The organism is Frateuria soli (assembly GCF_021117385.1).
Classification (GTDB): Bacteria; Pseudomonadota; Gammaproteobacteria; order Xanthomonadales; family Rhodanobacteraceae; genus Frateuria_A; species Frateuria_A soli.
Genome location: NZ_CP088252.1, coordinates 1,436,779 through 1,452,999, shown reverse-complemented (window position 1 = coordinate 1,452,999; position 16,221 = coordinate 1,436,779). Strand labels below are relative to the sequence as shown.

16 protein-coding genes are annotated in these 16,221 nt (G+C 68.2%); 8 read left to right on the top strand and 8 right to left on the bottom strand.

The window, feature by feature from the left end:
- Nucleotides 1-57 precede the first annotated feature (57 nt).
- The 6 genes from LQ771_RS06705 to LQ771_RS06680 all read right to left on the bottom strand — a co-directional run bounded on the left by LQ771_RS06705 (nucleotide 58) and on the right by LQ771_RS06680 (nucleotide 7,006).
- Nucleotides 58-369: a hypothetical protein gene (locus LQ771_RS06705; RefSeq protein ID WP_231351574.1), complete on the bottom strand. Its 312-nt coding sequence runs from the start codon at nucleotides 367-369 to the stop codon at nucleotides 58-60.
- A 23-nt stretch (nucleotides 370-392) separates the two neighbouring features.
- Nucleotides 393-1,518 (bottom strand): peptide chain release factor 2 gene (gene prfB, locus LQ771_RS06700; RefSeq protein WP_231351573.1). Its coding sequence is split into 2 segments (ribosomal slippage): nucleotides 393-1,442 and nucleotides 1,444-1,518, totalling 1,125 coding nucleotides; the frame shifts between segments, so codons are not numbered across the junction.
- Nucleotides 1,519-1,616: 98 nt separating this feature from the next.
- Nucleotides 1,617-2,606 (bottom strand): sulfotransferase family protein, encoded by a 990-nt coding sequence (locus LQ771_RS06695; RefSeq protein ID WP_231351572.1) that lies wholly within the window; start codon nucleotides 2,604-2,606, stop codon nucleotides 1,617-1,619.
- Between the two features lie 185 nt (nucleotides 2,607-2,791).
- Nucleotides 2,792-4,027, bottom strand: a complete 1,236-nt coding sequence (locus LQ771_RS06690) for an OprO/OprP family phosphate-selective porin (protein ID WP_231351571.1) — start codon at nucleotides 4,025-4,027, stop codon at nucleotides 2,792-2,794.
- Complete coding sequence (locus tag LQ771_RS06685) at nucleotides 4,024-6,357, bottom strand: putative bifunctional diguanylate cyclase/phosphodiesterase (protein ID WP_231351570.1); 2,334 nt, start codon at nucleotides 6,355-6,357, stop codon at nucleotides 4,024-4,026. Before LQ771_RS06685 ends, LQ771_RS06690 begins: the two co-directional genes overlap by 4 nt.
- A 4-nt stretch (nucleotides 6,358-6,361) precedes the next feature.
- Nucleotides 6,362-7,006 carry a cupredoxin domain-containing protein gene (locus LQ771_RS06680; protein ID WP_231351569.1) on the bottom strand — a complete coding sequence of 215 codons (645 nt, stop codon included), beginning with the start codon at nucleotides 7,004-7,006 and terminating at the stop codon, nucleotides 6,362-6,364.
- A 166-nt stretch (nucleotides 7,007-7,172) separates the two neighbouring features.
- Here LQ771_RS06680 and LQ771_RS06675 point away from each other — a divergent pair, with 166 nt between their 5' ends.
- From LQ771_RS06675 to LQ771_RS06660, 4 genes are all read left to right on the top strand, one after another.
- A complete protein-coding gene (locus tag LQ771_RS06675; protein ID WP_231351568.1) occupies nucleotides 7,173-7,874 on the top strand; it encodes a pirin family protein in 702 nt (233 codons plus the stop codon).
- Between the two features lie 60 nt (nucleotides 7,875-7,934).
- Nucleotides 7,935-8,864, top strand: a complete 930-nt coding sequence (locus LQ771_RS06670) for a formate/nitrite transporter family protein (protein ID WP_231351567.1) — start codon at nucleotides 7,935-7,937, stop codon at nucleotides 8,862-8,864.
- A gap of 4 nt (nucleotides 8,865-8,868) precedes the next feature.
- The gene (locus LQ771_RS06665) at nucleotides 8,869-9,588 is read left to right on the top strand and encodes a 2OG-Fe(II) oxygenase (RefSeq protein WP_231351566.1); all 720 of its coding nucleotides are present in this window, start codon (nucleotides 8,869-8,871) and stop codon (nucleotides 9,586-9,588) included.
- A 692-nt stretch (nucleotides 9,589-10,280) separates the two neighbouring features.
- Nucleotides 10,281-10,703: a cell wall hydrolase gene (locus tag LQ771_RS06660; RefSeq protein WP_231351565.1), complete on the top strand. Its 423-nt coding sequence runs from the start codon at nucleotides 10,281-10,283 to the stop codon at nucleotides 10,701-10,703.
- 81 nt (nucleotides 10,704-10,784) lie between these two features.
- On the opposite strand, the gene LQ771_RS06655 is transcribed toward LQ771_RS06660, so the two are convergent.
- Together LQ771_RS06655 and LQ771_RS06650 are read right to left on the bottom strand one after the other, a co-directional pair.
- Entirely contained in the window at nucleotides 10,785-11,270 is a 486-nt protein-coding gene (locus tag LQ771_RS06655) for an outer membrane lipoprotein (protein WP_231351564.1), read from the bottom strand.
- A 79-nt stretch (nucleotides 11,271-11,349) separates the two neighbouring features.
- On the bottom strand, nucleotides 11,350-11,931 hold the full coding sequence (locus tag LQ771_RS06650; RefSeq protein WP_231351563.1) for a glycine zipper 2TM domain-containing protein: 582 nt from the start codon (nucleotides 11,929-11,931) through the stop codon (nucleotides 11,350-11,352).
- 138 nt (nucleotides 11,932-12,069) lie between these two features.
- Here LQ771_RS06650 and LQ771_RS06645 point away from each other — a divergent pair, with 138 nt between their 5' ends.
- From LQ771_RS06645 to LQ771_RS06630, 4 genes are all read left to right on the top strand, one after another.
- On the top strand, nucleotides 12,070-12,879 hold the full coding sequence (locus LQ771_RS06645; protein WP_231351562.1) for a TatD family hydrolase: 810 nt from the start codon (nucleotides 12,070-12,072) through the stop codon (nucleotides 12,877-12,879).
- Nucleotides 12,880-13,015: 136 nt separating this feature from the next.
- The gene (locus LQ771_RS06640; protein ID WP_231351561.1) at nucleotides 13,016-13,552 is read left to right on the top strand and encodes a MarR family winged helix-turn-helix transcriptional regulator; all 537 of its coding nucleotides are present in this window, start codon (nucleotides 13,016-13,018) and stop codon (nucleotides 13,550-13,552) included.
- Nucleotides 13,549-15,024: an efflux transporter outer membrane subunit gene (locus LQ771_RS06635; RefSeq protein WP_231351560.1), complete on the top strand. Its 1,476-nt coding sequence runs from the start codon at nucleotides 13,549-13,551 to the stop codon at nucleotides 15,022-15,024. Before LQ771_RS06640 ends, LQ771_RS06635 begins: the two co-directional genes overlap by 4 nt.
- Nucleotides 15,011-16,207 (top strand): HlyD/EmrA/EmrK family protein, encoded by a 1,197-nt coding sequence (locus tag LQ771_RS06630; RefSeq protein WP_231351559.1) that lies wholly within the window; start codon nucleotides 15,011-15,013, stop codon nucleotides 16,205-16,207. The genes LQ771_RS06635 and LQ771_RS06630 overlap by 14 nt, the downstream gene beginning before the upstream one ends.
- Nucleotides 16,208-16,221: the final 14 nt, after the last annotated feature.

Below are 16,221 nucleotides of genomic sequence, written 5' to 3'. Positions count from 1 at the left end.
CCGGCAGCGGGTGTCTCGTGACTGTTGGGTAATGGAATTTTGCGGGCGTCGATCGTGCTAGTCGAACACCTGCTTGACCGCATGCGTGGTGGCGTTCCAGCCATCGCGTGCGCCATGGCCGACGGCGACGCCGGCCTTCTTCGCGCCATGGCCGATGCCGATGCCTGCCTCTTTCGCGCCGTGCCCCACCTTCCTGGCGACGTCACGGGTGGCATGGCCGATGTCGCGTGCGCCATCGGCCACTCCATGCCCGACGGCCTTGGCGTCCTGCTTGATCGACTGGCCGGCGCCTCTGTCCTGCGCGGCCACGCCGAACGCGGCCAGCCCGGCACAGGCAAACAGAAACTTGCCGATCGTCTTGCCGTTCATGCGGTCACCTCCTCGGGATCGGATCAGGCGTCGATGCGCTTGGCGCCGGCATCCAGGCCGGACTTGAGGCTGGCCTCGATGAACTCGTCCAGGTCGCCGTCGAGCACCTTCTGCGTGTCCGAGCGTTCGACGCCGGTGCGCAGGTCCTTGATACGGCTCTGGTCGAGCACGTAGTTGCGGATCTGGCTGCCCCAGCCGATGTCGGACTTGGTCGCTTCCAGCGCGTCCTTCTCGGCGTTGCGCTTCTGCACTTCCAGCTCGTACAGCTTGGCCGCCAGCATCTTCATGGCGCGGTCGCGGTTGGCGTGCTGGCTGCGCTCGGTCTGGCAGGCCACCACCACCCCGCTGGGCACGTGGGTGATGCGCACGGCCGATTCGGTCTTGTTGACGTGCTGGCCGCCGGCGCCGGACGAACGGTAGACATCGGTCTTCAGGTCCGCCGGGTTGATCTCGATGTCGATGTCGTCGTCGACTTCGGGCGAGACGAATACGGACGTGAAGCTGGTATGCCGGCGGTTGTCCGAATCGAACGGGCTCTTGCGCACCAGGCGGTGCACGCCGATCTCGGTCTTCAGCCAGCCGTAGGCGTAGTCGCCCTCGACGCGGAACGTGGCCGACTTGATGCCCGCCACTTCGCCGCCGGAGACTTCCATCAGCTCGACTTTCCAGCCGCGCGACTCGGCCCAGCGCAGGTACATGCGCAGCAGCATTTCGGCCCAGTCCTGCGCCTCGGTGCCGCCGGCACCGGCCTGGATGTCGACGAAGGCGTTGTTCGCATCCATCTTGCCGGAGAACATGCGCTGGAACTCGAGCTTGCCCACGCGGGCCTCGAGTTTCTCCACGTCGTCGGCGACCGAGCGGACGGTGTCCTCGTCACCGTCGGCGGCGGCCATGTCGAGCAGCTCCCGGGCGTCCGCGAGACCGGCGGTCAATTCGTCGATGCCGGTGACGACGGTGTCCAGGCGGGCGCGTTCACGCCCCAGTTCCTGCGCGCGCGGCGGATCGTCCCAGACGGTGGGACTTTCCAGCTCGCGGCTTACTTCTTCGAGACGCTCACGCTTGGTGGCGTAGTCAAAGATACCCCCTAAGCGACTCGACGCGGTCCGTGAGGTCCGCGATCTGCGCATGGATCGGATTGGTTTCGATCATGAAACGTATGGCCGTGGTTGTGGCGCCCGCACGGGCGCTGGCAAGAACGGCGAAGGATAGCAAAGCGCCGCGGCGGTCGATACGCGGCGGCGCTTCGTCTAGCGCGGCGCATCCTGGCGGTCGCGCCCGAACCAGCATGAAAGCACGTCGCGCCCGAGCAGTTCGTTCAACCCGTCCAGTTCACGCTCGAAATAGCTGTCCAGCAGCTGCCTTGTGGCCGCCACCATCGCCGGCGGCTTGGACTTGACCAGCGGATTGATCCGTCTGTGGGCCACGTTGACCAGCCGGGCGAAGCCAAAATGCATCCCCGCACGATCCGGGCAAATCGGCAGGCGTGCCCGGTAGGACAGGTTGCCGCCGCTGCGGAAGAAGCGGTTCTTGGCCACTTCGAAGCCCGGATGGCGTGGAACCTGCGCGCCGTTGACATGTGCTTCGGATGCCTGCGCAGGCAACCGGTCGTAGTCGATGCCGATGTGTTCGCAAAGCTCGCGCAGCACCTTGGCCTTGTCGGCCATGAACTCCTCGAAGACGACCACCTTCAGCTGTTCCCGGGGGACATGCCGGAGGAAGTTCGTCAGTTGCTCCAGGTAGAGGCTGCGGTGGAGTACGGAGAACGGGTCGTAGCGCAGCGTGTCCTCGAAGCTGTGGGTCGCACGCCCGGTCCTGACCAGGTGCCAGTACTGCGAGTAGGCGCGGTCGGTGGGATGACGCAGCAGGATGATGAGCTTGAGGCGCTTGTTCTGCATCGCGATGCGCTTGGCCGCGATCTCGGAAGAAATGTAGGTGGTGGAGTCCTCGCCCACCAGTTGGTCCTCGTGCGCCGCGTCGAAATGCGAGGCATACCACTCCCAGAATTTCGGGGGGTCGTCGTCCAGTCGCTGGCTGACCCATCTGGAGCCGTCGAAGTAGTTGAAATCCGGGTGTTCGAACACGTTGTCGATGTCGAAGAAATGGATTTCCTCGTCCGGAATGAACACCTTCGGGTGCTGGCTCAGGATGTAATGCAGCGTCGACGTGCCGGACTTCATGGCACCGCAGATGATGAAGTCCGGTGTCCTGATGTGGTCCGGCAGGACCCAGTTGCTCATGGTGCAACTCATGATTCGCCCTCCATGCGCGTCGTCGTCGAACTCCGGCCGGCATCAGCGGTGAAGCCGGCAGGCAGCCACCCGTCTGTGTGTGCCGCAGGTTCATGCGATTGGCGCAGGCCAATCGTCAAGCCTGCGGCAAAATGAAGTCACGCGCGGGTGAAAAGCGTGGAAAAGACCGCCTGTCAGTAGAACAGGCGCGCACTCACCTGCATCTGGGTGCCGCGGGTGTGCGGTCGCAATCCGTAGTCGGCCCGGACGGTGCGTGTGCTGTCGATGTGCAGCGCCTCGAAAGTCAGGCGCAGCCAGTCGCGGGGACGCCAGTTGAGCGCGGCGGTGAGCGCATTGCCGTGCTCGCCATCGTGCAGGCCCGGGGTACCCGGCAGTTCGCGCGTGCTGAAGTGATCCAGCCGCAGGGCCGGCCGCCACGCGCCACGGTTCCAGCCGGCCAGCAGGTAGGCGGCGCGGTAGCGGGTGGTGAGCACCAGGCCTGGCACCGGTTCGATCACCGTGTCGCCGTCCATCGCCTGGACCAGCCAGGTGACCGGCCCGGTATCGACGCTGGCGCCCAGACTCCAGAAGCGGGTACGCCAGGCGTACAGGCGCTCGCCGCCTTCGTAGGGCCGCCAGGCCTTCGGATCGGCGCGGTTGTCGTAGTGCATCACGCTGAGCCGCCCCCGGCCACGCGCGCGCCAGGTGAGCTGGCCGTAGTTGCCCCACTGGTGGCCGATGCGCCGGAACGGGTCGTAGCGCATCGGCGGTTCCTCGCCATCGTCGCGCACGTAGTCGTCCGGTTCGCGCAGGCGGCTGCCGATGCCGTAGGTCCGGTCGCTGAGCGACCAGCCGCGGATCGCCAGCAGGTTGCCGGCCGGGTCGTTGCGCTGGAACAACGCGCCGCGCAGCTCCCAGGTGGCGATCCGGCCGCGCCACTCGATGCGTCCTTCGGCACCGACGGCACGCAGCTCCTCGCCGACCCAGCTGTTGATCGCCGAGGGCGTGAGTGTCCATGGGCTGGTCCAGCCGATGGCGTCGTTTTCCAGCGAGACCGGCGGAAAGAACGCGCCAGCCTGCACCGAGCCGCGCCAGCGGGTGGTCGAAACCGGACGCCAGCGCAGATAGGCCTCCAACAGGTCGACGCCGACGCGGTCGCCCTCCTGCAGTTGCACGCCCGCGGAGGCGAGCAGCGAGGATGTGAGCTGTGCGGTGCCGACCAGCGCGGCGCCGCCGAAGCGTGCCTCGGTGCCCCCGCTGCCGTAACGCGTCTTGCCGAGGCCGCCCTGGACCCAGCTGCGCTCGGTCGCAGCCGACACCAGCCGGCCATCGACGTAACCACGCAGATCGAGCGCCTGGGCCCGGCTCGCCAGCGGCAGCGCAGCCAGGCCGGCCAGAACAAGCGAGGGCCACCGGCGACGGCGACTCATGCGGTGCCGGCCCGCTCGAGAACGAAACCGCCCAGTTCCGTGGCAGGCAGCGGGCGCGCGATGAAAAAGCCCTGCGCATGGTCGCAGCCGATCGCCGCGAGTTGCTCCAGCGTCCCTTCGTCCTCCACGCCTTCGGCGGTGACCCGGAAGCCGAGCCGGTGCCCGAGTTCGACGATCGAGCGCACGATGGTCTGGTCGCTGGCGTCGCGGGCCAGGTGGCGAACGAAGGTCTGGTCGATCTTCAGCTCGCTCACCGGCAGGTGTCTCAGGTAGGCAAAGGCGGATTGACCCACGCCGAAGTCGTCCACCGCGATGCCCACGCCGAGATCGGCGAGGCCGCGCAGCACGCGTATGGCCATCTCCGGTTCGCCGATCACGGCGCGCTCGGTGATCTCGACCGTGAGCCTGCCCGGCGGCAGCCCGTGGATGGACAACAGACGCCCGATGCGCAGCGGCAGTTCGGACTCCACCAGGTCGCGTGCCGAGAGGTTCACTGCCACGTTCAGGTCGAGCCCGCGCGCATGCCAGCGGCTGGCCTGGGCGATGCCTGCGGCCAGCGCCCAGCGGGTCAGCCGCTGGATGTTGCCGGTGTCCTCGGCCATGCCGATGAAGTCCTGCGGGGGCACGATTCCGCGGCGTGGATGATGCCAGCGCACCAGCGCCTCGACACCGTCCACGCGACGCGTGTCCAGCGCGAGCTTGGGCTGGTAGTGCAGCAGCAGGTGATCGTGGTCGAGCGCTTCGCGCAGCTCGCCCATAAGCGACAGGCGTTCGGTGCGGTGCGGGTCGGTCGCCGCGTCGTAAAAGGCGAGCGGGCGGGTCGAGCCGGTGGCCGCGAACTGGGCTACTTCGCCGTGGCGCAGCAGCACCGAGGCGCGCGACCCGTCTTCCGGATACATGGCGATGCCGATCGCCGGCAAGGTATCGACGCTGACGTCCGCCTCGACGTACGGCGTGTTCAGCGCATCGAGGATGCGCAGCGCCGCGGCGATCGCCCCGGTCCGATCGGTGCCGGGCAACCAGGCGACAAACTGGGTATCGGTCGCGCGCGCGAGGTAGGCCCCGGCGGTGGCCCGGTCCAGGCGTGCGCCGACCTCGCGCATCAACCGGTCGTACACGGCGTGGCCCAGGGTCTTGATGATGTCGGGCACGCGCGTGAGACCGACCATCAGCAGCGCACCGTGGGTCGTGCCGTCGTCCCGCGCGCGGTCGATCGCGGCCTCGGCCGCCACGCGATTGGGCAGGTCGGTGACCTGGTCGTGCAGCGCCTGCTGGCGGATGCGCTCCTCGCGCTGGCGTACCGCCTCGGCCATGGCGCCGAACGCGGCCGCCAGCTGGCCGAGCTCGTCGCGCCGGTCGAGACTGGGCAGCGCGCGGTAGTCGCCCGCCTCGATGCGTCGCGCCGCGGTGGCCAGGGCCTCCACCGGCCGCGACACGCCGCGTGCGGTGAGCCAGGCTCCGATCAAGCCGACCACCAGGCCCAGCCCCAGCAGGATTGCCCAGGAGATCACCACCGCGCGGAACGGCCGCAGCGCATCCCCCAGCGAGTAGCCCAGCACTGCCACCACCCGCGCACTGCTGCGTGCCTGGTTCAGCGGCTGCGCCAGCACGAGATACTCGCGTCCCTGGATGCGCCGCACCGCAGGCGTGGCCGGCAACGCCTGCCCGGCCAGGCTGGTGACCAGACTGGTGTGCCCAAGCCCCCGCGCCGCCGCGACCCAGCCCGAAGCCGCCGGCCGCACGGCCAGTTCGATGTCGCCCGGCAATGCGGACAACTCCCGAAGATGCGCCAGCAGCGCGTCGTCCAGCGGCACGTAGACCACCACCAGGCCGACCGGCTGCGGCGCGTAGATCGGCACCACCACTACCCAGTAAGCCTTGGCCTGAAGCGCCACCACGGCCGCCATTCGCCGGTCGAAGGCATGCTCGACGAGGTCGGGAAATGCAAAGCGCTTGCCGTTGGCGTGGGCGTCGGCGGTATCCACCTCCACGACCCCGTCCAGGCCCACCAGCTGCATGCGCGAGGCGCCTACCCGTCGGCCGTGGTTGCGCAATACGGAGAACACCGTGCCGTGGTCGCGTTCGGCGATGGCCGAACGCAGCGCATAGTCCAGCGCCATCACCTCGACGTTGCCGGCCACGCGCGCGGAGAGATCGTCCATCTGCGCCACGAAGGCTTGCGCGTTCACCGCCAGCTGGCGCTCGCCCTCGCTGACCAGCGCGCGACGGGTCACGCCGTAGACCAGCGCAGCCGTCAGCAGTTGCACCACCACCAACGTGGCGACAAAGAACAGCGCGAGGCGGAGGCGAAAGCCGACGACGGTCCGCATGGGCTCAGTAGTCCAGGTGCTCACGGTCGGCGAACCCGCGCGGGTCGGGAATCAGCGACAGTGTGAAATCGACATGCCGCGCTTCGGTCCCTTCGCCTAGCGCGACTGTTTCAGCGGGCGGCGCCTGCCCGGGCCGCAGTTGCGGGTGCCACACCGTGACCGTGTAGTTTCCGGGCGACAGCTGTTCGAACACCACCTGCCCCTGCGAGGGAGTCACCCTGGCCTGCTCGGACGTCACCAGCAGGTAGGCGATCATGTGGTCGTGGATGTTGCAGCCGACGGCCACCAGGCCAGGCTGGCCCAGCGTGACCGCCGGCGAGCTCTCGCCCGGACGCAGCAGGAACTCGAACGCGCCGGCTTCCGAAAAGGAATAGACGTGGTGGCGGGTGCCGTCGCTGTTGCGGAACACCACCCGGTCGCCCGGGCGGACCACCTGCACGTAGGGGATGAAGGTCTCGTCCCGCTGGTCGACGTAGCGGGTGACCGGTGCGGGCGACGGCCCGGCCGCCTGAAGGGCCGGGCTCAAGGTGACCACGGCGTCGCCCACGGCGCGTCCACCGGTATCACTGACCCTGACCACCAGCTGGGCCGCCCACAACGGGCCCGCGCAGCCGGCCAGCAGCCAAGCCAACAGCAGTCGCCTGCGCATGACGCGCACTCCTGGATTCCCCGGCGCTAGCCTAACCCAGGCATCCGCGCCCCGGTCAATGGGTGCCCTGGGCGAACGGTCCGTTCGATCCACGCCCATTTGGCAGCGGGGCGCGCAGCCTTACCTTGCACGTCTGGCCGGCGATCCACGCGCGGCAGGAGGCACCATGATCGAACGCAGGGCTTTTGCCACTTTGGGCGGCGCCAACCACGGCTGGCTCGACGCCAAACACCATTTTTCCTTCGCGGGGTACCACGACCCGGCCCGGATGGGCTGGGGCGCCCTGCGCGTATGGAACGATGACACCATCGCCGCGCGCAGCGGATTCCCTCCGCATCCGCACGCGGACATGGAAATCATCACCTACGTGAGGGAGGGCGCGATCAGCCACCGCGACAATCTGGGCAACGAAGGCCGCACCGTCGCCGGCGACGTGCAGGTGATGAGCGCGGGCACGGGCATCACCCACGCCGAGTACAACCTGGAGGCGGAAACCACCCGCATCTTCCAGATCTGGATCATCCCCGACCAGCCGGGCGGCGCGCCGGCCTGGGGAGCACGGCCATTCCCCACCGGCGAGCGTGCCGGTCGTTTCGTCGCGCTGGCCAGCGGCTTCCCCGGGGACGCCGATGCCCTGCCCCTGCGGGCGCACGCCCGAGTGCTGGGCGCCACGTTGCGGGCGGGCGAACAGGCGCAGTACCCGCTCGGTGCCGGGCGGCGCGCCTATCTGGTGCCTGCCAGGGGTGCGGTGGAGCTCAACGGTGTGCGGCTGGAAGCGCGCGACGGTGCCGCGGTCCGCGACGAACCGCTGCTGCAGGTGACCGCTGTGGATGACGCCGAGCTGGTGCTGGTCGACGTGCCCGCCTGAGGCGACACCCCGCATACGGAAGCCGTCGTAGCGTGCCGGGGCCATCGGAGGAGCCACCGCATGCCCCAGCCAACTGGACGCCAGCACACGGACGGTGCGGAAGACCCCAACGAAGCCGACGCGCGCGACGGCTTCTCGCTGTCGCGCAAGGAACAGGGCGAGGTAGAGCAGAAGCGTCCGCCGCGGGTGGCCGTCCTGCACGAGACCATCCGCCTGGAAGGTGAGGAGGAACTCAGCCGGGGGCTGCTCGCACTGAGCCTCTCGGCACTCGCTGCCGGGTTGTCGATGGGCTTCTCGATGCTGGCGCGCGGCCTGCTGCACCGGCATCTCGAGGGCGTTCCCGGCGCCTTCCTCATCGAGAGCCTCGGCTATCCGTTCGGCTTCCTGGTGGTGATCCTGGCGCGCCAGCAACTGTTCACCGAGAACACCATGACGGCGGTGCTGCCGCTGATGACCCACCCGACCATGCGCAAACTCGGTTCGCTGCTGCGGCTGTGGTCGGTGGTCTTTCTCGGCAACCTGGCGGGCACCGCACTGTTCGCCTGCGGCATCCTGCACATGCAGCTGTTCGATGACGCCACGCAAACGGCGCTGCTGGGCATCGGCACCGAGGTCATGGGCAACACGCCGCTGCAGATGTTCACCAAGGGCATCGTGGCCGGATGGTTGATCGCCACGATGGTGTGGCTGGTGCCGGCGGCCGAGCACGCGAAGATCGCCGTGATCGTGCTGACCACTTACCTGATCGCGCTGGGCGGCTTCACGCACATCATCGTGGGTTCGGTCGAGACGCTCTATCTGGTGTTCGCCGGCAAGCTCGCCTTCGGCCACTTCGTCACACAGTTCGCGCTGCCGACACTGGCCGGCAACATCATCGGCGGAAGCTGCATCTTCGCGCTGATCAGCCACGCCCAGGTGCGCGGCGACCAGGCCGAAGAGGATGCATCGCAAGATACGGAGGGCGCGCGACCGAAGCATCCCCGATCCTGATCCGATGACCGATCACGCCATCACCACCGCGTTGCACGCCATCGACTGGGCAGCCGTCGCCGGCTCGCTCGATGCCCATGGGCATGCCGAGTTGCCCGGCCTGCTGGCGCCTCACGCCTGCGGGGAACTGGTAGCGCTCTACCCCAACCGCGAGAACTTCCGCACTCGGGTGGTGATGGCCCGGCACGGCTTCGGCCGCGGTGAGTACCAGTACTTCGCCTATCCCCTGCCCGCACAGGTCGAAGCGCTGCGCACCCACGCCTATCGCTGCCTGGCACCTCTGGCCAACCGCTGGAACGAGGCGATGGGGATCGACCTGCGCTACCCGCCCGCGCACGCCGACTATCTCGCGCGCTGTCGCGAAGCAGGCCAGTCGCGCCCCACCCCGTTGCTGTTGCGCTACCAGCCGGATGACTACAACTGCCTGCACCAGGACCTGTATGGAGAACATGTCTTCCCGCTGCAGATGGCCGTGCTGTTGTCCGCGCCGGGCGCCGATTTCACCGGCGGCGAGTTCGTGCTCACCGAGCAGCGTCCGCGCATGCAGTCGCGCGCGGAGGTGGTTCCGCTGGCTCGGGGCGACGCCGTGATCTTTGCGGTACACCACCGCCCCGTGCAGGGCACACGCGGCTGCTACCGGGTGAACCTGCGTCATGGCGTGAGTCGTCTTCGCAGCGGAACCCGCTACACGCTCGGCGTGATCTTCCACGACGCAGCCAGGTAGCGGCCAACCCGCAACGCGGCCGCGCTCGTTCAAGCCCTGCGGTGCGCGATAGGCACATATGGCAACCGGCAAGCGCATGGGCTCCGCCCGGCAGAGGCACGACAGTCGATCGATCCGGCGCCATGCACGGCCCATTCACGTCGACCCTTCACAATGGCTTCGATGCGCCAGGGCCATGTGTTCGTACGCACAACGAACACGTGCGATGCAGCGCGCAACACCGGCGCACCCGCCAGCGATGCGCGCGGAATGAAGGTGAGCAAAATTTAAATCGCACCGGACCGGCACTTGCCAGCCGGCTTTGCCGCCACTACCCTCCCGCGGAATCTCGATTGATGCCCATCGCCTACGGGTATCTGCACGCGACGAACCGGAGGGGTCCGGATCGGCGCGACCCGGCAGAAAGATCGCCGGATGGAACAACCGCTCCACGCGGTGACAATCCAAGCAGCAGCGCAATTCCGCAGACCGCCGACGGTCGCGATCGACAGTGCGCGCGCAAAACGACCACGCCGGCTCCGGACCAGTCGGCCCAACGCCACATCCCCGTGGCAAAGCGTCGCGACTCTCGTTTCGGTCGCAACGATTCATCCAGGTGGTAACGGCCTGCCCGCCCGTCCACCGCAACGGCGCACGAGATGGAAGTTTCATCCCGGCGTACAGCACGTTGGAGGCAGAGAATGAAACTTTCCATGCTGTTGTGGCTGACGTCCGTACTGCCCCAGCCGATCGCCGATCAGGCATGCCTGGCGACGACCGTGTATCTGGAGGCCCGCAGCGAGTCGACCATCGGTCAACTCGCGGTGGCGGAAGTCGCACTGCGCCGCCGCGAACGCGGCCGCTGGGGCGATACCGTCTGCAAAGTGGTAGCCGCCCCCCACCAGTTCGCCATCACCGCCACGCCCGGCTCCTACGACATCGCCAACTTCAAGGCATTCACCAAAGCCTGGAAGGTCGCCGGCTATTCGATGGAAAACTGGGCCCGACCGCTCGCCCAACGCCAGTTGCTCGTGCCGCATGCGGACCACTTCGCCACCGTGGCGATCGCACCGGCCTGGTCACTCAATCACACCAGCACCACTATCGGCGAGCATCGTTTCTACGCGGTCAACTGATTACGTTTCCGACAGCAACTTCCGACAGCAAAAGGCCCTCGCTAGAGGGCCTTTTTTTTGGACGTCTTTACGTCTGGACGGCTACATCGGGTAGACGTGGTCACCGCGGATCTGGGCATAGTCCCCGACACGAAGACCAGGATCTTCCTTCTGGGTCACGGTTGCGTACTGGCCGTTGTTCAACCGTAGCGTGACGCGCCAGCCCAGTTGCTGCCCGCCGCCCGAGCGTTTGCCGACCTCGTGGCCGACCACGCCGCCGGCAACGGCGCCGGCAACGGTGGCCGCCTGCTTGCCCTTGCCGCCACCGACCTGGTGACCGAGCACACCACCGGCCACGGCACCGATCACGGTGCCGAGCGTGGCATTGTTGTCACCTTCGATGGAAACCTGCTGCACGTCCTGCACTACGCCGCAGTTCTCGCAGCGCGTGCTGCCGTAGCCGGAGGTCTGATAGCCGCGATTGTTGTAGCCGCCGTTGTCGTACGGCCCCGAGGCACAGCCACCGAGGACGAGACTGCCAGCCAGTGCGGCGGCCAGCGCGAAGTTGCGATTGCGTTCGAACGTCATGACGCGACTCCTCGGTGTGTGTGAGGAGCCGATCATCGCGCGCGGTCCGTCCATGGACCGCATAGGTTGTGTCAGCTTCTCACTGCGCGTCGGAAACGGCGACGACGCCTTCCTGCACCTGGACGCGGTCACCCGGATCGTGGTCCATGCGCACCGTGCGGGTGGCGCCGTTGTACTCGTAGCGCACGTCGTAGCCGACCACCTTGGTGCTGCTGTCGTTGACCGTCTCGCACTTGCGCTCGGTCGAGGTGGAGACCTTGGCCTGCTGGCGGTTCTCCTGGATCTTCTTGCCGGCATAGCCGCCGGCTACCGCGCCGGCTACCGTCGCCAGGGTCTTGCCCTTGCCGCCGCCGACCTGGTGGCCGAGCAGGCCACCGGCAACCGCGCCGATCGCCGTGCCGGCGATCTGGTGCTGATCCTTCGGCGGTTCACTGTGCGTGACCACCTCGTCGTGGCACACCTGGCGCGGGTTGTTCACCGTCTTGCGCACCGGATCGACGCTGACCACGCGTGCGTACTTGACGCCGTTGTCCGCGTTGGCGCTGGACGCGGCGTTGGCCAGGCCGGCATCGGCGCTTGCGTCGCGGTTGCAAGCCGAAATGCCCACCGCGAGCGCTGCCGCGATCCCCACCTGAAGCGCATTGACCATCAACCTGTTCATGACTTGCATCTCCTTCGTTTCGTTACGGTGCGGTTTACGCGCCATGCGCCCACCATTCACCTGCGGAAGCATTGAACCTTCGCCATACTGAATCGGCCCTAGACATTCTCTCCCATGCGACCCCCGGATGACGAACGCGTGACGGAACCCTCACATCCGCAGCCTGCCTGGCTGGTCGACAGTCACGTCCACCTCGACGACGCCAGCTTCGACGACGACCGGGGGCAGGTACTGGAGCGTGCCGCCGGGGCGGGCGTACGGCTGATGGTGGTGCCCGGGGTCGACGCCGCGAGCTGGCCACGGATCGAAGCATTGTGCCGCCGGCACGACGGACTGTACCCGGCCTACGGCCTGCACCCGCTGTTCCTCGCACGACACCGTCCGGAACACCTGGGCCTGCTGCGTGAACGCCTCGTTGGGGACGATGTGGTTGCGCTGGGCGAGATCGGCCTGGACTTCTACGTCGATACGCTCGACCGCGGACAGCAGCAGTTCTACTTCGAAGAACAACTGGCACTGGCCACCGAGTTCGGGTTGCCGGTGATCGTACACGCGCGCCGCGCGGTCGAAGAGGTCGTGCTTGCCCTGCGACGTTTCCCTGGCCTTCGCGGTGTGGTGCACAGTTTCGCCGGAAGCGGGCAACAGGCCGAGCGCCTCTACGACATGGGCTTCATGCTCGGCATGGGCGGCCCGGTCACCTACCCGCGCGCGAAGCGCCTGCGCCACCTGGTCGCCACGATGCCGATCGACAACCTGCTGCTGGAGACCGACGCGCCCGACCAGCCCAACGCCGGGCACCAGGGCGCGCGCAATGAGCCGGCTCGCATGCTGGAGACGCTACAGGCGATTGCGGAGCTGCGTGGCGAGCCGCCCGAGTCCATTGCCGCGGCCACTACGGCGAACGCCTTCCGCCTGTTCGGCATGGCGATCGCGAACCGTTCCTTGTAGAGGCGCCCACCCGGACGCGACCGCAGACGCGCGTCGCGGCCTGCACCCGGGGCGCGCATCCCGCGGTAATTCCGGTTCTTGCCCCCATCGGGTGGCCGCGCTATTTTATTTCACTGGTGAAATATGAGCTGGTGAAATGGCGCGCCTTGGCGATTGCATCGTGATGATGGACGAGGGGATCGGCCGGGTGAGCGAAGCCATCCCCGGCATGCCGGCGGCGGAGGCGCGGCTCACCCGTCTGCTGCTGATGGTTGCCCGTCGCGTTGACGAGGTACTCGAAGGCGAACTCAAGCCGCACCGGATCAACCACAGCGAATTTCTGACCCTGATGTTCCTGTACAGCCGCCCCGGCGGCGCCTCGACTCCCGGGCAGCTGTGCGAGTTCACTTCGCTGGGCGCCACCAACATGACGCGGATCGCCAATGCGCTGGTCGAGCGCGGATTGATCAGGCGCAGCCCGAGCGAACAGGACCGGCGACAGGTCGAAATCCTGATTACGCCCGCGGGCCGGAACTTCGTGCAGCAGCTTCTGCCTGCACTCTTCCCCCCGTGCGGCGCGGCGTTTGCCGGGTTCAACGACGCCGACAAACGCAACTTCAGTCGCCTGCTGCGCAAGCTCGCCGACAACCTCGACCGGCTGGCCCAGGTCGCATCTCCGAAGGACGCACCATGAAACCTGCCCTGCTTCGCCTTCGTACCGCGCTGGCCGCGGCGATCGTGCTGGCGCTGGCCGCATGCGCCACCCCGCCGGCCAGGCTGACCTCGCCGCAGCTTGGCGACGACGTGCCGCTCGCCGGCCTCGATACCTCCACGCGCGCCGGCTGGCCTGATGCGCTGTGGTGGCGCGCCTACGACGACCCCCAGCTTGATGATCTGATGGACCGCGCCCTGCGCCAGTCGCCGGATCTCGCGCTCGCGCAGAGCCGCGTACAGAACGCCGAACAGTCCGCGCGCCTGGCTGCCGCGCAGATGGGCCTGACCATCGACGGCAACGTGCAGTACTCGCGCCAGCGCATGAGCGAGCACGGCCTGATCCCGTCCAGGTTCCTCGGCTTCACCTGGTACAGCCAGGCCGACCTCGGCGCGCAGCTGAAGTACGACTTCGACTGGTGGGGCAGGAAGCGCGCAACCGTCGAGGCGGCACTGGACCAGACGCACGCGGCCGAAGCGCAACAGGGCGCGGCGGCGCTGGCGCTGCAGTACGCGGTGGCCGACACCTATTTCGGCTGGCAGGCCGACCAGGCCCGGCTCGCGTTGGCCGACCGGTCGCTGGCCGCCGCGGAGCAATTGCTGGACATCGCCCGGTTGCGCGTCCGCCAGGGCGTGGACCTGGCGGACACCGCGGAACAGGCGCAGGCGCAACGGGCGCAGCTGAGGCAGATGCGCACCGCGATCGAGGGTTCGGCCAAGGTGCGCCGCGTCGTGCTCGCCTCGCTGCTGGGCGTGGCCCCGGCCGAACTGCCGCAGCTCCGGGCCCGTCCGCTGCCCGCCGTCGCCCCCGGGCTGCCTGACAACGCCAGCCTGGACCTCATCGCCCGCCGGCCCGACATCGCCGCGAGCCGCTGGCAGGTCGAAGCGGCCCTCAAGCAGACCGATGTGGCGCGCGCGCAGTTCTTTCCCGACCTCAGCATCACCGCACTGGCCGGCCTGTCCAGCATCGACATGGGCAAGCTGTTCACGGCCGGCAGCCGTGTCTTCGCGGTGACGCCCGCGCTGCACCTGCCGATCTTCGAAGGCGGCGCGCTGGAAGCGAACTACGGCCTCAGCCGCGCGAAGTTGGACAGCGCCGTGGCGCAATACCGCAGCACGGTGTTGGCCGCTGCCCGCGACGTCGCCACTCAGGCGCTGGGCGCCGAACAGCTCGCTGCGCAACGCGACCAGCAGCAAGCTCAGCTCGCCGCGGACGAGCGTCTGCTCACGCACGCCAAGGCACGCCTGCGCCAGGGTGTGCGCGACGCCCGCGAAAGCCTCGCCGCAGAACTGGTGCTGCTCCAGCAGCGCGACGCAGCGACCCAGCTCCACGCGCAGGCGCTGGCTACCGATCTGGCGCTGATCAAGGCGCTCGGTGGCGGCTACCGCAGCGAGCCCCGTTCCCAAACCGCATCCCACTCCCCTTCTCCCGGAGCCGACCATGAGCGCCACTGAAGCCGACAAGTCCGCCGACAACGACAGCGGTCTGGCCGCGAAGAACCCGCGCAAGCGCCGGCGCGCATTGTTCATCGTGGCGGCGGTGTTCATCCTGATCGCGCTCGTCTGGCTGCTGCTGTGGCTGTTCGTGTTCTCGCACCGCGAGAAGACCGACAACGCGTACGTGGGCGGCAACCAGGTCACGATTTCCTCGCAGGTACCCGGCACGGTGGTGGCGATCATGGCCGACGACACGCAGCGCGTGGAGGCCGGGCAGGTGCTGGTGAAGCTTGATCCGACCGACGCCCAGGTGCGCCTCGCGCAGGCGCGCAGCGCGCTGGCGCAGGCGGTCCGGGGCGTGCGCCAGCAGACCAGCTCGGCCAGCAGCGCCGACGCGCAGGTCACCGCGCGCAAGCTGGAACTGGGCAAGCTGGAAGCCGACCTGAAGCGCCACCTGCCGTTGCTCGCTGCGCATGCCGAGTCGCCCGAGATCGTGCAGCACCTGCGCGACGGCGTGGCGCAGGCGCGTGCGGGGCTCGAGGCGGCCAGGGCGCAAGCCGCCGCGGCACATGCCGCGGTGGAGGGCACCGACGTGGCCGAGAACCCGGCCGTGCTGCAGGCCCGCGCGAACTTCCGCGCCGCCTGGATCGCGGCGCAGCGCAACGCGATTCTGGCGCCGGTATCCGGCTACGTGGCCCAGCGCAGCGTGCAGCTCGGCAACAGCATCGCGCCCGGCCAGCAGCTGATGACGGTGGTGCCCCTGCACGACCTGTGGATCGACGCCAACTTCAAGGAAGGCCAGCTGCAGCACATCCGCATCGGTCAGCCGGCCACCGTGGAAGCCGACATCTATGGCGGCGACGTCGAATACCACGGCAAGGTGGTCGGCCTTGGCGCGGGCACCGGCAGCGCCTTCTCGCTGCTGCCCGCGCAGAACGCCACCGGCAACTGGATCAAGGTGGTGCAGCGCGTACCGGTACGCATCGCGCTGGAAAACCGGGAACTGGACAGGCACCCGTTGCGCGTGGGCCTGTCGACCACGGTGACGGTGGACATCACCGAAGATCGCGGCCCGGTGCTGGCGCAGGCACCGGTGCGCCAGCCGGTCGCGCAGACCGACGTGTACGACCGCCTGATGGGCAAGGCCGACGAGGAGGCCCAGCACATCATCCAGGCCAACCTGCCCCGCTCCGCCAAGTAACCGAAGGCCCCGCC